Raw genomic sequence first — 22,752 nt, forward strand, 5'->3', positions numbered from 1 at the left:
TGTTTTGGGTATAGATAAAAGAAATATTTTATTGATTTATACAGGTGGTACTATAGGTATGATGAAAGATTATACTTCTGGGGCTTTAAAAGCTTTCGATTTCTCGCAATTAATGAGAAATATACCAGAGCTTAATCAGTTAGATTGTACGATATCTAGTTTTTCGTTCGATCACCCCATAGATTCATCTAATATGAACCCCACGCATTGGGTGGCTATTGCAGATATAATTTCAGGAAAATATCAAGATTATGATGGGTTTGTGGTATTACATGGTAGTGATACCATGAGCTATACGGCCTCTGCGTTGAGTTTTTTGCTTGAAAATCTTTCTAAGCCGGTGATATTTACAGGGTCTCAATTGCCTATAGGAGATTTAAGGACCGATGCAAAAGAAAATTTGATAACAGCAATACAAATTGCAGCATTATATAAAAATGGTAAGCCGGTTATTCAGGAAGTAGGACTTTATTTTGAATATAAATTGTACCGTGGCAATAGAACTACTAAGATAAATGCAGAGCAATTTCAGGCGTTTGCCTCATTAAACTATCCTCATTTGATTGAATCTGGTGTGCATTTGACCGTTTTTGAGGAATATTTATTGCCACAAAAAAGAAAATTAAAGCTAAAATCCCATAGAAATATGGACGATAATGTTGCAATTTTAAAAATTTTTCCAGGAATTAATAAAAATGTTATTGATGCAATTTTAAACGCTGAAAATTTAAAAGCGTTGATTTTGGAGACATATGGTTCTGGAAATGCGCCTATGGAAGAATGGTTTCTTAAGAAATTAAATAATGCTATAAAAGCAGGTGTACATATAATCAACGTTACACAGTGTTCTGGTGGCGCGGTTATGATGGGGCACTATGAGACAAGTTCCAGGTTAAAACAAATGCAAGTGATTAATGGTAAGGATATTACAACCGAGGCTGCCATTACAAAGGCAATGTACTTACTAGGCAGTGGTGTCTCCCATGAATTGTTCAAAACTGTTTTTGAAACTTCTTTACGCGGAGAGATGCTGTAAATTTAACAGTGCTTTAATTTCTTAAACCAATATTTTTTTTGTTATTTGCCCACCCTTAAAAAAGGTATCTTAGAGAGGTGGCCGAGTGGTCGAAGGCGCACGCCTGGAAAGTGTGTATACCCCAAAAGGGTATCGAGGGTTCGAATCCCTTCCTCTCTGCAAGTAAGTTTTACTTTTTTTATATTGTTTTTTTTTTATCTTTAACCCTATTAACTAACTAATTTAAGTTTGAAAAAATGAAAAAATTATTCCCAAGCCTAGCAGTCGCTGGGGCATTTGTAGCAGGTACAAATATTGTAAGTGCAAAAGTAGCAGCAGTAGCTTTGCTAGTTCAAGAAGGAGGAGCTGAAGCGGAAAGAGGATTCACTCAACTATTAAAGGAGATGTTCATTACTGGTGGTGCCGGTTTCATGGGTATCGTTCTTTTGTGTTTGATTCTTGGTCTTGCAGTTGCTATTGAAAGAATTATTTATTTGAACATGGCTAGTACAAATTCTACTAAGTTGAAACAACAAGTTGAAGACGCATTGGCATCTGGTGGTGTTGAAGCTGCAAAAGAGGTTTGTAGAAATACAAAAGGTCCTGTTGCTTCTATCTACTACCAAGGTTTGGATAGAGCTGGTGAGAGCATTGAGTCTGCGGAAAAAGCTGTTGTGGCTTACGGTGGAGTTCAAATGGGTCAATTAGAGAAAAACGTTTCTTGGTTATCTTTATTTATCGCTATTGCACCAATGCTTGGTTTCATGGGTACGGTAATTGGTATGATTGCGGCCTTCCAAAAGATTGCAGCTGTTGGTAACTTAAGTGCATCTCTTATTGCAGGTGATATTCAGGTTGCATTATTAACAACGGTATTCGGTCTTATTACGGCAATTATCCTTCAAATTTTCTATAACTATATTATCGCTAAAATTGATAGCATCGTTAATGATATGGAAGACTCTTCTATTACATTGATCGATATGTTGGTAGATCACAAAAAATAAGTATCACTTTTAATACCTAAAAATTATGCAAAAAATTATTAAAATAGCATTAATTGCTATAGGTGTATTAAGTGCTATACTATGGTATTTATTGCCAAGTTCAGATATGCCGGCAGCTGAAGCTGCTCAAAGTGGAGCTTTGAACACAATGTTTATTATTACTTACCTTTTATTGGGTGTTGCTGTTGTAGTAAGTTTAGTGTTTACATTAAAAAACTTATTTTCAAACCCACAAGGTCTTAAGAAGACGTTGTTCGTTGTTGGTGGTTTTTTATTAGTAGTTGGGGTTTCTTATGTTTTGGCTAGTGGAACGGATGTTGATCCTGAGTACGCCGCTATGACAGATGAGGGTACTATTAAGAATATAGGAATGGGATTGAATGTATTTTTTATCCTTACTATAATCGCTGTACTATCTTTAGTTATACCAGCTGTTAAAAACATGTTTAGTAAATAATAAAATAAGAAAACTATGGCTAGAAGAGCAGGAGCACCAGAAGTAAGTGCGGGTTCAATGGCAGACATAGCTTTCCTTTTACTTATCTTTTTCTTGGTAACTACTACTATTGAAACTGATGCAGGATTGGATCGTATGTTGCCGCCAATGGAGCCACCTACTGAAGCGCCACCAATTATTAAACAGAAGAACATTTTTACGGTGAATATTAACCGAAATGGTCAATTGTTGGTGGAAGATGAGATTCTTTCAATAGATAAATTGCGTGAAAAAGCAATTGCGTTTTTAGATAACGGTGGAGCACCATCAGGAAGTCCTGATTACTGTAACTACTGTAAAGGTAAACGTGATGCTGAATCTTCGGATAACCCGACAAAAGCAATTATCTCTTTGAAAAATGATCGTGAAACAAAATACAGTACGTACATAACAGTTCAGAATGAGCTAGTAGGTGCATACAACGATCTTAGAAATAGAGAAGCTAAGCGTTTATTCGGCAAAGATTATGTTGAAATGGAAGCTGAGTATTTGAACCCTGAAACTGAAGATTCCGTAAAGGAAGAACTAAAGGAGAAGGTGACTAGAATACAAGGTTTGTTTCCTCAGAAATTATCTGAAGCTGAAACTTCAAGCGAATAATTAATAAATTAAAAGTAACACTATGTCAAAATTTGCAAAGAAAAAAGATGGAGAGGTACCAGCGGTATCAACAGCTTCCCTTCCTGACATTGTATTTATGCTTTTGTTTTTCTTTATGACGGTAACCGTTATGAAGGATAGTTCCTTGAAAGTTGAAAACGTACTTCCAAATGCTAGTGAAGTTAAGAAGTTGGAAAAGAAAGATCGTGTTATCTATATTTATGTTGGGAAGCCAACAAAGGAATTTGAGAAAACGTTTGGGTCTGAGCCAAAAATTCAATTGAACGATAAATTCGCTAGTCCTTCAGAAGTTGGTGATTATATTTTAATGGAAAGAGCTAAAAAGCCTCAGGAAATTCAAAATGTATTGACTACAGCACTTAAGGTTGATAAGAACGCAAATATGGGATTGATATCCGATATTAAACAAGAGTTAAGAAAAGTAAATGCCTTAAAGGTAAATTATACTACCTATGAAGGTGATGCTTTCAATAATCTACAATAGTTAGTTAAGTAGAATATCACATTTTCAAAACGCTTCAAATTTATTTGAAGCGTTTTTTATTTCATTAACTTTACTTCATGCGTATTGTTATTTTATTTTTATTAAGTACTCTTTATACCAATGCTCAAGTTGCTAACGATAGTGTTGTTTATAAGAGATATTTAGAGGATCAGTTTTATCTGGGGTTGTCCTATAATTTTATATTGAACCATCCTGAGGGTTCTAATCAACGTAATTTATCTTATGGTCTGCAAGCTGGTATAATAAAAGATATTCCTTTAAATCGTACAGGAACTAAGGCTATTGGTATAGGAGCAGGTTTTGCGTTGAATAGTTATTACTCTAATTTAGTCGCAGATATTTCCGGTGAAACTATTTCTTATAGTATAAACGATGATATTACCAGAAGTAAGTTAGAAACACATTTATTGGAATTTCCTTTAGAATTTAGATGGCGTAACTCTACCGCAGAAGAATATAAGTTTTGGCGTTTATATGGAGGTATTAAAGCAGCGTATGTGTTAGGTGCGCGATCAAAGTATGATTTAGGGGACATTAGTAGTGGATTTAAGAATACGGACCTTAATGAATTTCAGTACGGTCTTACCTTTAGTTTTGGTTATAATACTTTTAATATTAACGCATACTATTCCTTAACAGAGTTGTTCAACGGTTCTGCTTCGGTTAATGGAGAGGTACTACAATATCGACCATTGCGGATAGGACTTATTTTTTATATTCTATAACCAGAACCTTACGGTCAATAATTGCGATAAAAGTCCAATTAAAAGACCAATTATTACTTCTATTCCAGTGTGAGCTTTTAGGGCTAATCTAGCGGTTATGATACTTCCTGTAGCTAAAATGAAAAAGCTGATCGCTATGATCAGATTGATTTCAAAATGTATGCTTAAATTAATCAAATACATTAAGAGGCCACTAACACCAACGGTATGTAGACTTACTTTAAAATTAAAAAATAGTAATAATATACACGCTATAGTAGCTCCTAGAAGTCCTGTAAAATAAAAGTATAGCTCACTAACATAATTATTAGGAATAACCTTATAAAGGATTAAAAGAAGAATAGAAGCGTGAATGTAGAGCGGATATTTTCTTTCTTGTATCGTATGTAGTGAGAGGGATTCTACCAGACCTAGATTTCTTAAAATAAAAAAAGTGATGATAGGAATAATAACCGTTAAGATGAAAATAGGTAGAATGCTGGCACTCTGTATTTCTAGTGGAGTATACTTGGGTGTTATAAGAAAGTATGCAACAGTACCACCAAGAGGTATGAAAAGGGGGTGTAGGATATATGAGATTATAGTAGAGAAAAGCTTCATTAAATTTCTTTTCTCATACGTGCTACGGGAATATTAAGTTGCTCTCTGTATTTGGCAACCGTTCTCCTTGCAATAGGATAGCCTTTTTCTTTTAAAATTGTAGCAAGTTTGTCATCCGTTAGAGGTTTTTTCTTAGGTTCGTTCTGGATAACGGTTTCTAAGATTTTCTTTATCTCTTTAGTAGAAACATCTTCTCCTTGCTCATTCTTCATAGACTCGGAGAAGTATTCTTTAATGAGTTTGGTGCCATATGGAGTATCCACGTATTTGCTGTTGGCAACCCTAGAAACCGTAGAAACGTCCATACCAATTTCATCGGCAATATCTTTCAATATCATAGGTCTCAGGTTACGCTCATCTCCTGTCAAGAAATATTCTTTTTGATATTGCATAATTGAGTTCATAGTAATGTATAAGGTCTGCTGACGTTGTCTTATAGCATCTATAAACCATTTTGCAGCATCTAACTTTTGCTTAATGAACATCACGGTATCTTTCTGGGACTTAGACTTCTCTTTTGCCTCTTTGTACCCTTTAAGCATATTGCTATACTCTCTGGATACGTGTAGTTCTGGGGCATTTCTACCGTTAAGTGTAAGCTCTAGTTCTCCTTCAGTGATTCTAATGGCAAAATCCGGTACTACGTGCTCAACAATTCGGTTATTGCCGGAATATGAGCCGCCTGGCTTAGGGTTCAATTTCTCAATTTCTCCAATGGCTTCTTTTAGTTCAGCTTCGGTAATATTATGTTTTTGAATTAATTTTTGATAATGTTTTTTAGTAAAATGCTCAAAAGACTTTCTAAGAATTTCAGTAGCTAGTTCAATACTTGGCGTAATTTCTTTACGTTCAAGTTGTATTATTAAGCATTCTTCCAAAGATCGAGCTCCAACACCTGGAGGATCTAATTCTTGGACAATTGATAGTATTCTGGTAATAGTTTCTTCATCCGTATATACGTTTTGTGTGAAGGCCAAATCGTCCATAATATCTGCGATAGGTCTGCGTATATATCCGCTTTCATCAACACTACCAACTAGGAACTCTGCAATATTCCATTCGTTATCTGTAAGATAAACAGTATTTAGTTGGTTCAATAAATATTGGTTGAACGATGTGCCTGCGGCGTAAGGAACACTCTTTTCCTCATCGTCTGAACTGTAATTGTTAGCTTTGGTGCGATAATCTGGAATTTCATCATCACTTAAATAGTCATCTATGTTGATGTCTTCTGTGTTGATGGACTCATTATCAGTCGTGTCATCATAAATATCATCATAGTCGTCAGTAGTGCTTTCAACATCCTCTTTGCCGGTTTCTAAAGCCGGATTCTCCTCTAATTCCTGTTTTAGTCGCTGTTCAAATGCTTGCGTAGGCAATTGAATTAGCTTCATCAATTGAATTTGTTGAGGAGATAACTTTTGAGATAGTTTAAATGAAAGGTGTTGTTTCAGCATTACTATATTCTAGTACTTGTAAAAGTAATTAAATCCGTTTAAAATTCGGCATTTTGCGGTGTTCTAGGAAACGGTATTACATCTCTAATATTGCCCATGCCTGTAGCAAAAAGTACCAATCGTTCAAAACCAAGTCCAAATCCGCTGTGCTCTGCAGTACCAAATTTTCTTAAATCTAGATACCACCAAAGTTCCTTTTCGTCAATGCCCAGTTCCTTAACTTTCGCTTTAAGCACATCTAAACGTTCCTCTCTTTGTGATCCACCTACAATTTCCCCTATTCCAGGAAATAAGATGTCCATGGCTCTAACCGTTTTGCCATCTTCGTTCAAGCGCATATAGAACGCTTTTATTTTTGCTGGGTAATCAAATAATATAACTGGACATTTAAAATGCTTTTCTACCAAGTAACGCTCATGTTCACTTTGTAGATCAGCACCCCATTCCTCAATTATATAAGAGAATTTTTTCTTTTTGTTGGGCTTGCAGTTTTTAAGGATATCTATTGCTTCCGTATAACTGACTCTTTTGAAATTGTTATTTGCTACAAACTTCAATTTTTCAATTAAAGGCATTTCGCTACGTTGAGCTTGTGGCTTACTTTTTTCTTCGTCTAACAATCTCTTTTCCAAAAACTCTAAATCTTCTTGACAATGCTCTAGCGTGTAAGAAATAACACTCTTTATGAAGTCTTCTGCTAAATCCATATTGGCATCTAGATCAAAAAAGGCCATTTCAGGTTCGATCATCCAAAATTCTGCTAAATGTCTAGATGTATTTGAATTTTCAGCTCTAAATGTTGGTCCAAATGTATATACTTTTCCTAAGGCCATTGCGTAAGCTTCTGCTTCCAATTGGCCGGAAACTGTTAGGTTTGTTTCTTTTCCAAAAAAATCTTCTTTATAATTGACTTCTCCTTCTTCGTTCAATGGCGGATTCTTTTCATCAAGTGTTGTTACCCTGAACATTTCACCTGCTCCTTCAGCATCGGACCCTGTAATAATAGGAGCATGGAAATAGTTGAAACCGTTTTCTCTAAAGTAGTTATGAATGGCAAAAGATAAGGTAGACCTTACACGCATAATTGCCGCAAATGTATTGGTGCGTATTCTTAAATGTGCTTTTTCCCTAAGAAATTCCAAGGAATGTTTTTTTGGTTGAATAGGGTATTCTTCAGGATCGGCCTCACCTAAAACTTCTAGAGCACTAACTTGTATCTCAACTGACTGTCCGCGTCCTTGACTTTCAACAAGTGTACCGGTTACTTTTACAGCAGCTCCCGTATTAATTTTTTTTAATAGTTCTTCATCAAAATTTTCAAAATCAACTACACATTGTATGGTGCTCAGTGTTGAGCCGTCGTTCAATGCTATAAATCTATTACTTCTAAAGGTTCTTACCCAACCTTTAATAGTGGTTTCTTGTAGTAAGTTTTTACTTGCCAGTAGTTCTTTTATTGTTGCTAAACGCATGATATTGTATTGAAAATTATAGTCCCAAATATAGGATTTTGTTGAAAAATAGAGGGCTTAAATAGCTATATAACTTGCGATGAAAAGATATTATTGGTTATTGTTTTCATCATGAGGTAAAATATCTATTTGTGGTTTTTTAAGTGTTTGTTTGTTGGCTATACTTTTTTCTAGTGATAGCAGCAGGGAAGGTAGTAAAATTAAGTTGGCCAACATAGCTAATAACAATGTTGCCGAGACTAATGAACCTAAGGCAACCGTACCACCAAAATTGGATATCACAAAAACGGAAAATCCGAAAAACAATACTATTGAAGTGTAAAACATACTTACGCCTGTTTCTCTCAATGCATTATATACTGATTTTTCAATACGCCAATTGTTTGCGGTAAGTTCTTGTCTATACTTTGCCAGAAAATGTATAGTATCATCTACCGAAATACCAAAGGCTATACTAAATACTAGAATAGTAGAAGGTTTTATAGGTACGCCTACAAATCCCATAATTCCCGCAGTAATGACAAGTGGCAATAAATTGGGAATCAGTGAAATTACGATCATTCTAAATGATCTAAAAAGGTATGCCATAAACAATGCAATTAGACCAATGGCCAAGGCAAGTGACATGATTAGATTTTTAACCAAGTATTTGGTTCCTTTAAGGAATAACAATGCACTACCTGTCATATAGACCTCATAACGTTCTACCGGGAATATTTTAGTAATATTCTCTAGTAAGCGTTCTTCTATTTCTTCCATGCGGCTGGTATTTACGTCTCGCATAAATGTTGTCATTCTGGCGGTTTGCCCGGTGCTATCAACAAATGATTTAAGCAGGTCTCCATTATTGCCAGATTTGCGGGCAACATCCATTATGAACGTGTTTTCCTGGCTGGTAGGCAATTGGTAGTATTTTGGAATACCGTTGTAAAAGGCCTGCTTGGAATATTTAACCAGGTTTACAACGGAAACAGGTGTAGAAAGTTCAGGAATCTCTTCTATTACCTCTCCAAGCTGATTCATGCGTTTAAGAGTTACAGGTTTTAAAACTCCCTTTGGTGTTTTGGTGTCTACCACAATCTCTACGGGCATAATACCTTTGAACTCTTTTTCAAAAAAGCGAATGTCATGAAAAAATTCAGCATTCTTAGGCATGTCCTCTATAGGACTGCCAGATATTCTTATTTGGTAAATACCAATAATACTAACCACCAACAAACATATAGATACAATATAAACTGTAATTCTTCTATGTCTCACAATACGTTCCATCCATTGAACAAATGCATCGATCCATTTTTTGTTCAAATGTTTTAAATGCTTTGTTTTTGGTAGGGGCATAAAGCTATAAACAATAGGTATTATTAATAGCGATAATACAAATATCCCCAAGATATTAATAGAAGCAACTATGCCGAATTCCTTCAACAATGTACTGTCCGTTACAATGAAAGTTGCAAAACCAGATGCTGTAGTAATGTTGGTCATTAAGGTCGCATTTCCAATTTTAGAAATTACCCGTTGCAGTGAAAGGGCCTGATTACCATGTTTTTTAACTTCTTGTTGGTATTTATTTATCAGGAAAATACAGTTGGGAATACCAATAACTATAATTAATGGCGGAATAAGTGCCGTAAGAACTGTTATTTCATACTGTAATAAGCCAAGTAGACCAAAGGCCCACATTACACCAATAATTACAACACACATTGAAATAAACGTAGCCCTAATACTTCTGAAAAAGAAAAAGAAAATTAATGAGGTAACACCTAGTGCCGCTAAAATAAATTTTCCTATTTCATCAATAATATTTTGCGAGTTCATGGTTCTCACATACGGCATGCCAGATATGTGAACGTCTAAATTTGTCTCTTCTTCAAATTTTTTGACTAAGGTGTTTATGTCCTGAAGAATAAAATCCTTACGTACCGATGTGTTTACAATATCCTTATCTAAATTGACAATGGTTCTAATTGTTTTACTTTCTTTATTGTAAAGTAAATTATTGTAAAAGGGAACGTCATTGAAAAGATGGTTGGTGATGCTGTCTATTTCTTGTTTAGACTTTAGTTCGCCGTTAATAAGCGGGCGCATTACAAATTCTTGTTTGTCTTTATCTTTGATAAGTTCTTTTAAGTTATCCGTTGAAATAACGAACTCCACTTCTGGGAAAGCGGCAAGTTGCTTGCTAAGCTTGTTCCATCTATTAAAATTGGTTGGTGTGAACAAAGCGCTATCACGTATTGCAAAAACAACTGCATTGCCTTCTTCACCAAATTTGCTCAGAAAATTTTGATATTGAATATTTACAGGATGGTCATCTGGTAGTAAGTTCGTTTGGGAGCTGGAAAATCGCATGTATTGCCATTGCCAACCCATAAATACCGTAAAACCGGTAATCAATAGTAAAATCAGGATTCTGTTTCGTAGAATTATGTTTGCCGTTTTTGGCCAAAATCCTTTCGTAAGTTTAGCTACCATAACTGTTTTTGCAGGTCGCAAAGGTAACTATTACCTACATCTGTTCCTAAACTGAAAAGTTTAAATTTTTTACAAAAAAATAAAGCTACCCTAATTGAGGTAGCTTTGTATCTTAATTAACATATCTATGATCAGACTTTCATGATTTCAGCTTCTTTTTTTGCCAAGAAATCTTCAATTTTCTTAGTAAATAGATCAGTTAGATCTTGAACATCTGCAGTCGCGTTTTTTTGAAAATCTTCAGAAATATCTAAATCCTTAATTTCTTTATTAGCATCTTGCCTTGCGCTGCGTACACCTACTTTGGCGTGTTCTGCTTCTGCTTTGGCTTGCTTTGTAAGTTGAATTCTACGCTCTTCTGTCAAAGGTGGAACGTTAATGATAATCATGTCACCATTGTTCATTGGGTTAAAGCCTAAATTGGCATTCATGATAGCTTTTTCAATTTCTTGAAGCATGTTTTTTTCCCATGGTTGAACAGAAATTGTTCTACCGTCCGGGGTGTTTACATTGGCTACTTGAGATAATGGAGTTTGTGACCCGTAGTAATCGACCATTACCGATGATAACATTGTTGGGCTGGCTTTTCCAGCTCTAATCTTTAAAAATTCTCGTTCCAAGTGCGCTATAGCGGCATTCATGCCTTCTTTTGTAGCGTCTAAAACAAATTGTACTTCTTCGTCCATATAATAAGTATATTATTATCTCAATAACATAAACTGTACCGAAAATTATAAGTTAACCGTTGTACCAATAGTTTGGCCGTCAACAATTTTCAATAAGTTTCCTTTTTTGTTCATATCAAAAACTACAATGGGTAGTTCATTTTCTTGACTAAGTGTAAAGGCCGTAGTATCCATAACTTTAAGCCCTTTGTTAAGCACCTCTGAGAAAGAGATACTGTCAAATTTCGTGGCGCTTTTGTCTTTTTCCGGATCAGCAGTATAAATACCATCTACACGCGTTCCTTTTAGTATAACATCCGCTTCAATTTCAATGGCACGTAATACGGCGGCAGAATCTGTAGTAAAGTAAGGATTACCTGTGCCTCCGCCAAAGATAACAACTCTTCCTTTTTCTAAATGTCTCATTGCACGTCTTCTGATGAAAGGCTCGGCAACTTCGTTAATTTTAATGGCACTTTGAAGTCTGGTCTGTACACCGTTCATTTCTAGGGCACTTTGTAATGCCAAACCATTTATTACGGTAGCCAACATACCCATATGGTCACCTTGAACCCTGTCCATACCGGTTGCTGCACCTGCTAATCCACGAAAGATATTACCGCCGCCAATTACTATAGCCACTTCTATACCTTTATCAACTACTTCTTTAATTTCTTCTGCATATTCATTTAGACGATTAGAGTCTATGCCGTATTGTTTTTCGCCCATTAAGGCTTCACCGCTTAATTTCAGAAGAATTCTTTTGTAGTGCATCTTAATTTTTTATTTGCCATCAAAAATAATGAAAATATTTGATGGGCGTAGCCAATAATTAGTTGAAGCAAAACATAAATCGTTAAGATGTTGTCATAACATATTATCTATCTTTGGTAACGTTGATTTTTAAATATTCACATATGAAGTTTTTTATGAAAAAAAATGTTTTAATTGTCGTTTTGGCATTGTTGCTTAATGCATGTGGGGCCGGTAAAGCGCTATTGTCCATTGAAAAAAGTCCTGTTATTATTTCTATTGACTTGATCAATATTGTTGATGATAAGGTGCAGGTAGTTGTAGATCCCGGTGCTTTTAGTACATCAACAGTTGTATTTAGAATTCCTAAAACTGTACCTGGAACATATAGCTCTGACAATTACGGAAAGTATATTGAAGCTTTTAAGGCTATAGATTATAAAGGTAATGTGTTAGAAAGTACAAAACTTGATGACAATAGCTGGAGTATTTCAAGCGCTGTTCAATTGGATAGAATTGAGTATTTGGTCAATGACACTTATGATACTGAAAATGATGTGGAAGATGCGGTATTTTCACCTGCTGGAACCAATATTTCCGCAGGCAGTAATTTTATGCTCAATCTGCATGGTTTCGTAGGTTATTTTGATAACTTTAAAGAAGTGCCATACGCTATCAATATAAATAAACCAGCTGATTTGGTCGCTACTACATCACTTGCTTTTACGACGGATAGAAAACCTGATTCTCAATGGGATGCCTTTTCGGCAAAACGTTATTTTGAAGTTATAGATAATCCGATTATGTATGCAAGACCGAATACTGAAACCTTTGAGATAAATGGTATTACGGTAACCTTAAGTGTTTATTCGCCAAATAATGTTTATAAGGCTTCTGATTTAAAGGAGAGGATGGTTAGTATGATGGGGGCTCAGAAGAAATTCCTTGGAGATGTAGATAGCACTAAAGAATATAGTATTCTATTGTATATGTCTGATGTTAATGTGCCTGACGCTCATGGTTATGGTGCATTAGAGCATCATACTTCAACAGTAGTTGTTTTGCCTGAAGCTATGGACATTGGTCGTTTAGAGCAAGCTATGGTAGATGTGGTTTCACACGAATTTTTTCATATCGTAACTCCATTATCCGTTCACTCAAAAGAGATTCAGTATTTTGATTTTAACGACCCTAAAATGTCAGAGCATTTATGGATGTATGAGGGTACGACAGAATACTTTGCCAATTTGTTTCAGATTCAGCAAGGTCTAATTACAGAAGAGGATTTTTACGAGCGCATGTTGGGTAAAATTACCAATTCTAAGTTTTATGATGATAGTATGTCTTTTACGAAAATGAGCAAGAATATTTTGGAGCAGCCTTATGAGCCAAATTATGCTAACGTTTATGAGAAAGGTGCTTTGATTAACATGTGTTTGGATATTATTTTGAGAGAAAAAAGTAATGGGGAGAAAGGTATGCTTTGGTTAATGAAGGAATTATCTAAAAAATATGGTACAGATGTTCCTTTTGAAGATGCTGCTTTATTCGGTGAAATAATTTCCATGACATACCCAGAAGTTGGTGCATTCTTTAATAAGCATGTTATTGGAACGACACCGATAGATTATGATGAATATTTTGCAAAAGTTGGTTTAGCTACAAAAGAGGTAGAGGAAGCAACAGGATACTTTTTTGATGGACAAGTGCCTTATATGGATGTGGATGTTCAAAACGACAGTGTGGTATTTATTCGCAAGAATATAACGTTGAATTCTTTCTTTGATGGCTTAAAATTAAAAGGTGGGGATATTTTCAGAACTATCAACGGTAAAGACATCAATCTTGAAAGTCTTAGACCTATAATAGGAGAGAGTTTTGGTTGGACACCAGAGACAGTAGTCAATATGACTGTTGAAAGAGATGGCGAATTGATTTCGGTAGAAGGTCCTGTAGGTAAACCTGTTAAAAAAGCAACAAAGGTGGTTGCTCTGGAAGGGGTGTCTCAGGAAACTGTTAAGTTGCGTAATGCTTGGTTGAAGAATTAGAATTAAGCTTAAACTTTGAAAATAAAAAAAACCGTCTACTTTTTACAGTAAGACGGTTTTTTATTGAGTTAGTTGTATTGTAATTAACCTACGGTTACACGTTTAAAACCTAGAACAGAAACATCACCATGAGATTCAACATATTTACCAACGTTGATTTTCTCATCTTTAATGAAGTTTTGATCTAATAAACACTGCTCTTGATCTAAAGTGGTATTGTCAGATACGAATCTTTCCATTTTTCCCGGAAGAATTTTATCCCAAATTTTCTCAGGTTTACCTTCAGCTTGTAATTGCGCTTTAGCATCTTCTTCTGCTTGAGCCATAACTTCAGGAGTCAATTGCGACATTGAAATATACTGAGGTACATTTTTAAGTGTTTTACCTAAACGACCTAATTCTTCATTGTCTTTTTCAATAACAGCTATTCTAGCTTCTGTTTCGGCAGCTACAAATGTAGGGTCGAAATCTTTATAAGATAATGTAGTCGCACCCATTGAAGCAACTTGCATAGAAACGTCTTTAGCCAACACATCAGCAGTATCAACTTTAGCGGAAAGACCGACTAAAGCAGCAATCTTGTTAATGTGAACGTAAGAACCAACGTATGGTGCTTCTAATTTTTCAAAAGCAGTGATTTCTAATTTCTCACCAATAACACCAGTTTGCTCAACTAATTTGTCAGCAACTGTCATACCTCCAAAATCAGCAGCTAAAAGTTCCTCTTTAGAGTTACAGTTAAGTGCTATTTCAGCTAACTGATCGGCAAGGGCAAGAAAGTTCTCATTTTTACCAACGAAGTCAGTTTCACAACCAAGTACTATGGCAACACCAACAGTTTGGTCAGAATTCAACTTAGCAATTGCAGCACCTTCTGACGATTCTCTGTCTGCTCTTTTCGCTGCTACTTTTTGTCCTTTTTTACGAAGCACTTCGATTGCTTTGTCAAAATCACCTTCGGCCTCTACCAAAGCGTTTTTACAATCCATCATTCCAGCGCCAGTCGCTTTTCTTAATTTATTTACTTCTGCGGCGGTAATTTTTGCCATTTTATTTTCTTTTAGGATACCCGTTTTAATGGGTTGTTCTTAGATTTATTTATATCAAAAATAGAATAACTTATTCTACACCACCTTTGGTGTTGTCTTGCCATTCTTTAAGTTCGTCCCACTTACCCTCTGCAGCCATTTTAGCTTGCTTTGGCCAAGATGTTGGATCCAAGTGAGCCATTCTAGAACTTGCTTCTGTTAAGATTTCTTTGATTTTTTCAGCTTCACCTTTAGAAAGGTCAGCGAATGTAGCTATACCGGCAGCAACTAATGCTTCGGCTGCTTTTGGTCCAATACCTTCAACTTTCGTTAAATCGTCTGCTTTAGTATCGTTTGCAACAGCTTCTTTAGTAGCCTCAACATTTACTTCAACGTTTGGTACGTTGTCAACCATAGGTGCCGGCTTGGTGTCAACTTTTGCAGGAGATGGAGCTGGCGTTTCTGCAACAGCTTTTTTCTTAGGAGCTTTTTCCTTTTTTTCTGCAGCATCACCTTTTTCTGCTTTACGTTCAGCAAGACCTTCGGCAACTGCATTTGTTACTTCTGTCATAATGATGTCAATTGACTTGGATGCATCATCGTTAGAAGGAATAAGGTAATCTACATCTCTAGGGTCACAGTTGGTATCTACCATTGCAAAAATAGGAATGTTCAATTTTTGAGCTTCTTTTACTGCAATGTGTTCTCTCATTGTATCAACGATGAACAAAGCACCTGGTAAACGGGTCATTTCAGAAATAGAACCTAAGTTCTTTTCTAATTTTGCACGTAAACGGTCAACTTGCAATCTTTCTTTTTTAGATAATGTAAGGAAAGTGCCGTCTTTCTTCATACGATCAATAGAAGCCATTTTCTTAACAGCTTTACGGATAGTAACAAAGTTGGTCAACATACCACCTGGCCATCTTTCTGTGATGTAAGGCATGTTTACTGCCGCCGCTTTTTCAGCAACGATATCTTTTGCTTGTTTTTTGGTAGCTACGAAAAGTATTTTTCTACCTGATGCCGCAATCTTGCTAAGAGCCTCATTGGTCTCGTCTAATTTTGCAACTGTTTTGTAAAGGTTGATTACGTGAATACCATTACGCTCCATGTAGATGTAAGGAGCCATGTTCGGATTCCACTTTCTTGTAAGGTGACCAAAATGTACACCTGCTTCTAATAATTGTTTTACTTCGACTCTCGCCATTTTAAATTTAGTTTACGTTCTTTTGAATTAGCAATAACAAAGTGGTATCTCGAATAATAATATCAAGAAGCCTTCATCATTTAGATGCTAAACTAATCTTACCTTCAATTTTTAGGAATTAAAGGATTTTTAATTGTCCTGAAAGGACTTTCAATGAACTTGTTAATAATCTGGTTTCCCAGTGTGATAAAATATAAAAATAGGCACCCAAAAAGGGTGCCCGGTACTCTTGTAATCTTGAATTAACGTTTCGAGAATTGGAATTTTTTACGTGCTTTCTTCTGACCGAATTTCTTACGTTCAACCATTCTTGGATCTCTAGTCAATAGACCTTCTGGCTTTAAGATGGTTCTGTTTTCAGCATCGATCTCACACATTGCTCTAGATAAAGCAAGGCGAATAGCTTCTGCCTGACCAGTGATACCACCACCGTAAACATTTACTTTTACGTCGTAAGTATCAAGACTTTCAGTTAATGTAAAAGGTTGTTTTACTTTGTATTGAAGTGTTGCAGTTGGAAAGTATACGCTTAAATCTTTATTGTTGATAGTGATGTCACCATTACCATCAGAAAGATATACTCTAGCTACAGCGGTCTTTCTACGACCAATTTTATGAATTACTTCCATCTTATTTAATGTCTTTTAAATTAACAACAGTAGGCTTTTGAGCTTCCTGACCGTGCTCTGTACCTGCGTAAACTTTAAGGTTTCTAAAAAGTTCTGCACCTAATCTGTTCTTAGGTAACATTCCTTTTATTGCTTTTTCAAGAATACCTTCTGGATTTTTGTCCAACAATTGTTTTACACTAGTAGTACGTTGACCACCTGGATAGCCAGTATATCTCATATATGATTTATCAGACCACTTGTTTCCTGTAAGAACAATTTTTTCTGCGTTGATAATAACAACATTATCACCACAATCAACATGAGGGGTGAAACTTGGCTTGTGCTTTCCTCTTAACAAATAGGCGACTTTTGAAGCCATGCGTCCTAATGTTTCTCCTTCGGCATCTACCAATAACCACTCTTTGTTTACAGTTGTTCTGTTGGCCGAAACGGTCTTATAACTTAATGTATCCACTACTGCTATTTTTAACTATTATTTGAATCAATCCCTAGAAAGGGGCTGCAAATCTACAATTATTAACTTGAATTGCAAATACTTGTTTCTTATTTTTTTTACATTTTTTAAATAAATGTAGGATCTAAATACTTTGTCTTCATGTAGATACTGTTAAACTTGTTGGTTTTATTACTATTTCTGTAACAATTACAATTCTTTTGTGTCTCTACATTATTACCATCAATCAACTAAAGAACACACGATTATGAATAAATGTATATTCCAAAGTATCTTATTTCTGCTATTTATATCGACAGTATTTGCTCAAAAAGATGCGGCAAAGGTACAAAGGGAATATGTTACCAAACAACTTCCGGTAGGAGAAGGAATTACAATTGACGGCTTATTGTCTGATAAAGCTTGGGATACAGTTTCATGGGATGGGGATTTTACCGTTTTTGACCCTAACAACGGAGAGGCACCAAGTCAAGCCACAAAATTCAAAATTGCCTATGATGCTAAATTTCTTTACGTTGGTATTCGTTGTTATGATAGTGTTCCTTCTAAAATAGAAAAAAGACTTGCCAGACGTGATAATTTTTCTGGAGATTGGATAGAGATCAATATTGATAGTTACAATGATAAAAGGACCGGTTTTTCATTTAACGTTTCTGCTGCCGGCGTAAAAGGCGATGAGTTTATATCGCAAAATGGAGATTTTTGGGATGCCAGTTGGAATCCCATTTGGTATACGGCATCTAAAGTGGATTCCGAAGGTTGGACGGCAGAAATGAAAATTCCCTTCAGTCAATTAAAATTTGGGGAACAAAAAGAACAGATTTGGGGGCTTCAGTTAAACAGAAGATTTTTTAGGGCAGAAGAACGTTCTCTTTGGCAGCCTGTTTCTTTAGACGCTCCAGGTTGGGTAAGTGAATTTGGTGTACTTAGAGGACTCATTGATATTCAGCCACAAAAGCAATTGGAAATTCAGCCTTTTTTGGTAAATCAGTATGATGCTTATCCTTCACAGGAAGGAAACCCTTTTCGTGATGGGAGTGATTATAGGTTAAATGTAGGCTTGGATGCCAAAATTGGTTTAACCAATGATCTTACTTTAGATTTAACCGTAAACCCGGACTTTGGTCAAGTAGATGCCGATCCCGGAGCTATTGCTTTAGACGGATTTCAAATCTTTTTTGAGGAGCGACGACCTTTTTTTATCGAGAACAAGAATATTTTTGATTATGAGTTTGCCGATGGTAATGACAATATTTTTTATAGTAGAAGAATAGGAAGAAGTCCGCAAGGTTTTGTAACAACGACACCAGATGAATTCATTGATCAGCCAACAAATAGTACAATTTTGGGTGCCGCTAAATTTTCTGGTAAAACTAAAAATGGATGGTCATTGGGTTTGTTGGAAAGTGTAACTGGTAATATGTACGCAGATATTGAAGATGTCTCCGGTAATAAAAGATCGGAACTGGTAGAGCCATTAACAAATTATATAGTGGGTAGAGTACAGAAAGATTTCAATCAACGAAATTCTTTTATTGGTGGAATATTTACTGCTACAAATAGAAACATACCAGATAATCTAGATTTTTTAAGAAGTGGAGCTTATACGGGCGGACTTGATTTTAAACATAATTGGAAGAATAGAAACTATTATGTTGAAGGTAATATTGTAGGTAGTCACGTTACGGGTAGTGAAGATGCAATTGCAAGAACACAAAATAGCATAACGCACCTCTTTCAAAGAGTTGATGCACGTCATATTTCAGTAGATGATACTAGAACTTCGCTAACAGGTACCGGTGGTAAAATAGAATTAGGTAAGGCAGGCGGTGGTAATTGGAGATATGACGGAGGTGTCATTTGGCGTTCTCCGGAATTGGAACTCAATGATATTGGTTTTTTAAGGCAAGCAGATGAAATAAAGCAGACCGCTTCTGTTAGTAGACTTTTTATAAAGCCTACCAATTATTATAGGAGGGCAAACTTAGAATTAAGCCAATATTCCACCTATGATTTTGAAGGCAATTACAATAGAATACAATATCAGTTTGAAGGATTCATAAATTATAAAAATAATTGGTGGACAGAGGTTGGGGCGGCGCATAAACCTAGAATTTTTTCAAATACCGTCCTTCGTGGCGGACCACGCTGGCGTTGGTCAGATGAAAGCTTTGCTTATCTTTTCTTTGGTTCCGATAGTAGAAAAAAATTAAGTTTTACTTTAGGGTACGTTAACAGTCAGGCTGCAGAAAATAACTTCTCTTTGGCACGATATGTTTTTAGGTTGAACTACCAGCCTTTTGATGCTTTTAGCCTGTCTATTTCCTCTGAATTTGAAGATAATCCCAATAAAACCCAGTATGTCACCGAAAGCAGTTTTAATGGCAGTGCAAGATATATTACAGGTAATATTGATCAAAAGACCTTTAGTACATCCATTCGTTTTAATTATAGTATTAATCCTAATTTATCAATTCAATATTATGGTGAGCCTTTCATTTCTAGAGGCACATATACCAATTTTAATTTTGTAAATAATCCTATCGCTGAGCGTTTAGCTGATCGCGTTAGTATGTATTCGGAAAATCAAATTTCAAAATCAACCCTTGATGATACTTATTTAATAGATGAAGATTTTGATGGTAGGGTAGATTATCAAATTGAAAATCCAGATTTTTCTTATGTACAGTTTCGGTCGAATCTGGTACTTAGATGGGAATATGTGCCAGGCTCTGAAGTCTTTTTGGTTTGGTCTCAAGGGGTAGTAGGGGCAGGAAACCCTAGTGAAACTCTGGGAAGAAATTTAGACCGTCAAATACTAGGGCGGAAAAAAGATAATACCATTTTATTGAAGGCAACGTATAGATTTATTCTTTGATAAGTAGGAGTTGGTATTGGGACGTTTGTACAATTTTGAAATATTTGGCAGTTTTTTTCGTTTTTAGGAATGTACAACTAAAAAACAAAAAAATGTATAAGCATATTTTACTAATTGCTGGGGTGGTAGTAACGCTATTGTCCTGTAGTTCTGATAAAGATGAAATTCAAAATGAAGCGGAAATCAATAGTACTGCAATTGTTGGTACTTGGGATGCTACGGAACTTGAAATTGATAATGAAACGGCAAGTGACGATGTTAAATTTGGAAAACAAATATTAGATTTTCTTACAGAGAAAAACTGCTTTATTATTACCCTGCAGTTTAATGAAGACTTAACGGCAAGCGCTTCTAACTCTGCAAACTATATTGAAGTTAACGCTACTGCTACGGGTTTAGATATTCCTTGTCCTACAGCTTCAGATGAAAGCGAAAGTACATATGCTTTTGACGGTAAGACTGTTACTACGATAGATGAGAACGGAGCGGAAGTGGCAATAGGTGTTACTATCGACGGTGATGTAATGACATTAGATGCAAGTGATCTTGATATTCCTAACTTTTCAGAAGACGGGCAATTGATTTTTGTGAAACGATAATCTGTATTCAATTACAATAGAAATAAAATGACCCTTGCATTAATTGTGAGGGTTTTTTATTGCTTGTAAAATCTGGCTTTTACATTCTGGTGTTCAGATCGTATGGTGATCATATACAATCCTTTTTTAAGATTGAAAACAGGAATGTTCAGCGAATTTCTTTTAATTTCCCATTGGTGAAAAATTACTTGGTTGCCATAACTATCTCTAATGGTTATTGCGGCATTTTCATCATTTTGTAGACCAAGTACATTGATAACATTGGTTGCCGGATTAGGAAAAACTTTAACATCTTGAAAATCTTGTGCCGCCACTTGGTTAGCGTTAAAGATGATAAAAACTAAAATGATTAAAATCCTTTTCATAAAATATAGCGTACCTCATGAGAGAAGTACGCTATATGCTAACGTTTTAGAGATATATTTTCGTCTAGCTTTATGTAAACTTTAACTTTCTAAAAAGAAAAAAATGTTTCGCTGGTAGATGAATTGTTATTGCTATCTTTTGAAATAACTTTAATTGCATACTGTTGACCAGCGGTAATGTTATAAGTGGTGTTAAGCAATGTTGTATTTTCTAATATCAATTCTAAAGTTTCGCCCGATCCAATATATACATCATAATTTTCTAAGTCGTCATCTAAATCTTCACCTATCCAAGAAACGGTTACTGTACCGTTACCATTATCCGAAACGCTAATTTCTGCAGGAAAAGGAGCAAAGTTTTCTGTACTTGTGCCTTCTGAATAGAAGTTCCATGAATCACTTGGTAGTGTTTTTGAACCCAAAATGGCAGTTACTGACCATGAAAATTGGGTACCTTTAGGCAAACCTACAGTAAGTGATGTGGTGGTTACAGTTCTTGTGTCTATAGAATTGGTTTCTTGATTAGTAATTTTTAGTTCATAAGAAGTTGCATTGGTAGATCCCGACCATTGAAATTCTATGCTTACCCCATCTGTACCATTATCTTCTCCTTCTGTACATATTAAATTGTTCTCGGGGAATACAAGATTGAATGCGCCCAGTTCTTTTTCTTCGGGTGGTGTTGGGTTGTCATTGTCCTTGCCACCGCATGACGCAACAAGTATTCCCATTAAAATTAATTTTATAGCTAATCTCATTTTTTAACAAATTTTAAATTGATTTTTTTATCTCCTTCCACGATAGTTAACATGTACATACCGGGTGATAAGTTAGAAATATTCATTTCTAATGTGCCGTTATTAATTTGTCGGCTTTCTTGTAATGTGGTTACTCCACTTACATTAGATACTATAATTTGTGCTTCGGTCATGATGTTCAGACCTTCAACTCGTAATAAATCCGCAACAGGATTCGGAGACAAAATAGCATTATTAATTACAACACTATCATTAAAAACACCTTGGCAAATTTTATCGGTTTCTATAGAAATAACATTAGCTCCTTTGTCTAGCGGAAATGATAATTGCTGATTGGCTATATTATCAACTTCAAAGGAATATACCTTGTCATTCACTGCAACTTGGTAATTCTTACTTCCAGAAACTACTACACTCGCTTTTTGTGAAATGTAATCAATTACCGTCTTACCAGAAATGAATTCTTCGGGGGTTTCTATGGTTACTGTGTAGCATTGCTCATAACTTGGATACTCTGGTATAGTTACACAAACCGTATACGAACCAGAAGAAAGATCTGATCTTACTAGTCCATTTGATGCATTAATGTTATCAAAGGTGTTGTCTAGTAACATACCGGTGATTTGAACCGTGTAATTGTAATCCTCAGTGAAAGAAACAGAGATTTCACCATTTGCCGTATTTGGACAACTGGTACTTGTTACTTTTACTTGAATACCATCATTTGGAATATCTGGGAGTGTATTTTCAGAAATCGTACACCCGCTCGAATCTACCGTCTCACCTTCAGGCGTATCAGGGCAGTCATCATCTGTATCTGCCACACCGTCGTTATCTGAGTCTGTATCAGTTGTAATTGTACAGCCATTAGCGTCAACTGTATCTCCTGTAGGAGTATTTGGGCAATCATCATCTGTATCTGCCACACCGTCGTTATCTGAGTCTGTATCAGTTGTAATTGTACAGCCATTAGCGTCAACTGT

The 22,752-nt window shown here is 35.6% G+C and carries 22 protein-coding genes and 1 tRNA gene; 10 read left to right on the top strand and 13 right to left on the bottom strand.

The window, feature by feature from the left end:
* The first annotated feature begins 10 nt into the window (after positions 1 to 10).
* From PXC01_RS06525 to PXC01_RS06555, 7 genes are all read left to right on the top strand, one after another.
* Positions 11 to 1,036, top strand: a complete 1,026-nt coding sequence (locus PXC01_RS06525) for an asparaginase (RefSeq protein WP_276472115.1) — start codon at positions 11 to 13, stop codon at positions 1,034 to 1,036.
* 71 nt (positions 1,037 to 1,107) lie between these two features.
* Positions 1,108 to 1,195, top strand: a tRNA-Ser gene (locus PXC01_RS06530).
* A gap of 77 nt (positions 1,196 to 1,272) precedes the next feature.
* Positions 1,273 to 2,022 carry a MotA/TolQ/ExbB proton channel family protein gene (locus PXC01_RS06535; RefSeq protein ID WP_276471516.1) on the top strand — a complete coding sequence of 250 codons (750 nt, stop codon included), beginning with the start codon at positions 1,273 to 1,275 and terminating at the stop codon, positions 2,020 to 2,022.
* A 25-nt stretch (positions 2,023 to 2,047) separates the two neighbouring features.
* The gene (locus tag PXC01_RS06540; protein WP_276471517.1) at positions 2,048 to 2,479 is read left to right on the top strand and encodes a hypothetical protein; all 432 of its coding nucleotides are present in this window, start codon (positions 2,048 to 2,050) and stop codon (positions 2,477 to 2,479) included.
* Positions 2,480 to 2,494: 15 nt separating this feature from the next.
* Positions 2,495 to 3,118 (top strand): ExbD/TolR family protein, encoded by a 624-nt coding sequence (locus PXC01_RS06545; RefSeq protein WP_276471518.1) that lies wholly within the window; start codon positions 2,495 to 2,497, stop codon positions 3,116 to 3,118.
* A gap of 22 nt (positions 3,119 to 3,140) precedes the next feature.
* A complete protein-coding gene (locus PXC01_RS06550) occupies positions 3,141 to 3,623 on the top strand; it encodes an ExbD/TolR family protein (protein WP_276471519.1) in 483 nt (160 codons plus the stop codon).
* 77 nt (positions 3,624 to 3,700) lie between these two features.
* Positions 3,701 to 4,369: a porin family protein gene (locus PXC01_RS06555; RefSeq protein ID WP_276471520.1), complete on the top strand. Its 669-nt coding sequence runs from the start codon at positions 3,701 to 3,703 to the stop codon at positions 4,367 to 4,369.
* Here PXC01_RS06555 and PXC01_RS06560 read toward each other — a convergent pair.
* The 6 genes from PXC01_RS06560 to pyrH all read right to left on the bottom strand — a co-directional run bounded on the left by PXC01_RS06560 (position 4,364) and on the right by pyrH (position 11,818).
* Positions 4,364 to 4,969 (bottom strand): hypothetical protein, encoded by a 606-nt coding sequence (locus PXC01_RS06560; RefSeq protein ID WP_276471521.1) that lies wholly within the window; start codon positions 4,967 to 4,969, stop codon positions 4,364 to 4,366. The genes PXC01_RS06555 and PXC01_RS06560 overlap by 6 nt on opposite strands.
* Entirely contained in the window at positions 4,969 to 6,426 is a 1,458-nt protein-coding gene (gene rpoN / locus PXC01_RS06565; RefSeq protein ID WP_276471522.1) for an RNA polymerase factor sigma-54, read from the bottom strand. The genes PXC01_RS06560 and rpoN overlap by 1 nt, the downstream gene beginning before the upstream one ends.
* Before the next feature lie 38 nt (positions 6,427 to 6,464).
* Entirely contained in the window at positions 6,465 to 7,898 is a 1,434-nt protein-coding gene (gene asnS / locus PXC01_RS06570) for an asparagine--tRNA ligase (RefSeq protein ID WP_276471523.1), read from the bottom strand.
* Between the two features lie 90 nt (positions 7,899 to 7,988).
* Positions 7,989 to 10,379, bottom strand: coding sequence for an efflux RND transporter permease subunit (locus PXC01_RS06575; RefSeq protein WP_276471524.1), 2,391 nt, complete (start codon positions 10,377 to 10,379; stop codon positions 7,989 to 7,991).
* Between the two features lie 131 nt (positions 10,380 to 10,510).
* Entirely contained in the window at positions 10,511 to 11,065 is a 555-nt protein-coding gene (gene frr / locus PXC01_RS06580; RefSeq protein WP_276471525.1) for a ribosome recycling factor, read from the bottom strand.
* Positions 11,066 to 11,110: 45 nt separating this feature from the next.
* Complete coding sequence (gene pyrH, locus PXC01_RS06585) at positions 11,111 to 11,818, bottom strand: UMP kinase (protein WP_276471526.1); 708 nt, start codon at positions 11,816 to 11,818, stop codon at positions 11,111 to 11,113.
* A gap of 155 nt (positions 11,819 to 11,973) precedes the next feature.
* On the opposite strand from pyrH, the gene PXC01_RS06590 reads away from it, so the two are divergent.
* Complete coding sequence (locus PXC01_RS06590; RefSeq protein WP_276471527.1) at positions 11,974 to 13,845, top strand: M61 family metallopeptidase; 1,872 nt, start codon at positions 11,974 to 11,976, stop codon at positions 13,843 to 13,845.
* Between the two features lie 83 nt (positions 13,846 to 13,928).
* Here PXC01_RS06590 and tsf read toward each other — a convergent pair whose 3' ends face one another.
* From tsf to rplM, 4 genes are all read right to left on the bottom strand, one after another.
* A complete protein-coding gene (tsf, locus tag PXC01_RS06595; protein WP_276471528.1) occupies positions 13,929 to 14,894 on the bottom strand; it encodes a translation elongation factor Ts in 966 nt (321 codons plus the stop codon).
* 70 nt (positions 14,895 to 14,964) lie between these two features.
* Positions 14,965 to 16,083 carry a 30S ribosomal protein S2 gene (gene rpsB / locus PXC01_RS06600; RefSeq protein WP_276471529.1) on the bottom strand — a complete coding sequence of 373 codons (1,119 nt, stop codon included), beginning with the start codon at positions 16,081 to 16,083 and terminating at the stop codon, positions 14,965 to 14,967.
* Positions 16,084 to 16,325: 242 nt separating this feature from the next.
* Positions 16,326 to 16,712, bottom strand: a complete 387-nt coding sequence (gene rpsI, locus PXC01_RS06605) for a 30S ribosomal protein S9 (RefSeq protein ID WP_076547268.1) — start codon at positions 16,710 to 16,712, stop codon at positions 16,326 to 16,328.
* 1 nt (position 16,713) lies between these two features.
* Positions 16,714 to 17,169 carry a 50S ribosomal protein L13 gene (gene rplM, locus PXC01_RS06610; protein WP_036151839.1) on the bottom strand — a complete coding sequence of 152 codons (456 nt, stop codon included), beginning with the start codon at positions 17,167 to 17,169 and terminating at the stop codon, positions 16,714 to 16,716.
* Positions 17,170 to 17,416: 247 nt separating this feature from the next.
* On the opposite strand from rplM, the gene PXC01_RS06615 reads away from it, so the two are divergent.
* On the top strand, positions 17,417 to 20,047 hold the full coding sequence (locus tag PXC01_RS06615; RefSeq protein WP_276471530.1) for a DUF5916 domain-containing protein: 2,631 nt from the start codon (positions 17,417 to 17,419) through the stop codon (positions 20,045 to 20,047).
* 92 nt (positions 20,048 to 20,139) lie between these two features.
* Positions 20,140 to 20,646 carry a lipocalin family protein gene (locus tag PXC01_RS06620; protein ID WP_276471531.1) on the top strand — a complete coding sequence of 169 codons (507 nt, stop codon included), beginning with the start codon at positions 20,140 to 20,142 and terminating at the stop codon, positions 20,644 to 20,646.
* Between the two features lie 56 nt (positions 20,647 to 20,702).
* Here the strand turns inward: PXC01_RS06620 and PXC01_RS06625 are convergent, their stop codons facing one another.
* The 3 genes from PXC01_RS06625 to PXC01_RS06635 all read right to left on the bottom strand — a co-directional run.
* Positions 20,703 to 21,011, bottom strand: a complete 309-nt coding sequence (locus tag PXC01_RS06625; protein WP_276471532.1) for a T9SS type A sorting domain-containing protein — start codon at positions 21,009 to 21,011, stop codon at positions 20,703 to 20,705.
* 89 nt (positions 21,012 to 21,100) lie between these two features.
* On the bottom strand, positions 21,101 to 21,769 hold the full coding sequence (locus PXC01_RS06630; RefSeq protein WP_276471533.1) for a fibronectin type III domain-containing protein: 669 nt from the start codon (positions 21,767 to 21,769) through the stop codon (positions 21,101 to 21,103).
* A partial coding sequence (locus PXC01_RS06635; protein ID WP_276471534.1) for a T9SS type A sorting domain-containing protein occupies positions 21,766 to 22,752 on the bottom strand: 987 nt, incomplete at its 5' end. The genes PXC01_RS06630 and PXC01_RS06635, both read right to left, overlap by 4 nt.

Source organism: Maribacter huludaoensis (assembly GCF_029350945.1).
GTDB lineage: Bacteria > Bacteroidota > Bacteroidia > Flavobacteriales > Flavobacteriaceae > Maribacter > Maribacter huludaoensis.

Excerpts from the sequence above, each read along its gene's own strand:
- PXC01_RS06535 (WP_276471516.1), top strand. The coding sequence starts at position 1,273 with ATGAAAAAATTATTCCCAAGCCTAGCAGTCGCTGGGGCATTTGTAGCA.
- PXC01_RS06540 (WP_276471517.1), top strand. The coding sequence starts at position 2,048 with ATGCAAAAAATTATTAAAATAGCATTAATTGCTATAGGTGTATTAAGT.
- PXC01_RS06545 (WP_276471518.1), top strand. The coding sequence starts at position 2,495 with ATGGCTAGAAGAGCAGGAGCACCAGAAGTAAGTGCGGGTTCAATGGCA.
- PXC01_RS06550 (WP_276471519.1), top strand. The coding sequence starts at position 3,141 with ATGTCAAAATTTGCAAAGAAAAAAGATGGAGAGGTACCAGCGGTATCA.
- PXC01_RS06555 (WP_276471520.1), top strand. The coding sequence starts at position 3,701 with ATGCGTATTGTTATTTTATTTTTATTAAGTACTCTTTATACCAATGCT.
- PXC01_RS06560 (WP_276471521.1), bottom strand. The coding sequence starts at position 4,969 with ATGAAGCTTTTCTCTACTATAATCTCATATATCCTACACCCCCTTTTC.
- rpoN (WP_276471522.1), bottom strand. The coding sequence starts at position 6,426 with ATGCTGAAACAACACCTTTCATTTAAACTATCTCAAAAGTTATCTCCT.
- asnS (WP_276471523.1), bottom strand. The coding sequence starts at position 7,898 with ATGCGTTTAGCAACAATAAAAGAACTACTGGCAAGTAAAAACTTACTA.
- PXC01_RS06575 (WP_276471524.1), bottom strand. The coding sequence starts at position 10,379 with ATGGTAGCTAAACTTACGAAAGGATTTTGGCCAAAAACGGCAAACATA.
- frr (WP_276471525.1), bottom strand. The coding sequence starts at position 11,065 with ATGGACGAAGAAGTACAATTTGTTTTAGACGCTACAAAAGAAGGCATG.
- pyrH (WP_276471526.1), bottom strand. The coding sequence starts at position 11,818 with ATGCACTACAAAAGAATTCTTCTGAAATTAAGCGGTGAAGCCTTAATG.
- PXC01_RS06590 (WP_276471527.1), top strand. The coding sequence starts at position 11,974 with ATGAAAAAAAATGTTTTAATTGTCGTTTTGGCATTGTTGCTTAATGCA.
- tsf (WP_276471528.1), bottom strand. The coding sequence starts at position 14,894 with ATGGCAAAAATTACCGCCGCAGAAGTAAATAAATTAAGAAAAGCGACT.
- rpsB (WP_276471529.1), bottom strand. The coding sequence starts at position 16,083 with ATGGCGAGAGTCGAAGTAAAACAATTATTAGAAGCAGGTGTACATTTT.
- rpsI (WP_076547268.1), bottom strand. The coding sequence starts at position 16,712 with ATGGAAGTAATTCATAAAATTGGTCGTAGAAAGACCGCTGTAGCTAGA.
- PXC01_RS06615 (WP_276471530.1), top strand. The coding sequence starts at position 17,417 with ATGAATAAATGTATATTCCAAAGTATCTTATTTCTGCTATTTATATCG.
- PXC01_RS06620 (WP_276471531.1), top strand. The coding sequence starts at position 20,140 with ATGTATAAGCATATTTTACTAATTGCTGGGGTGGTAGTAACGCTATTG.
- PXC01_RS06625 (WP_276471532.1), bottom strand. The coding sequence starts at position 21,011 with ATGAAAAGGATTTTAATCATTTTAGTTTTTATCATCTTTAACGCTAAC.
- PXC01_RS06630 (WP_276471533.1), bottom strand. The coding sequence starts at position 21,769 with ATGAGATTAGCTATAAAATTAATTTTAATGGGAATACTTGTTGCGTCA.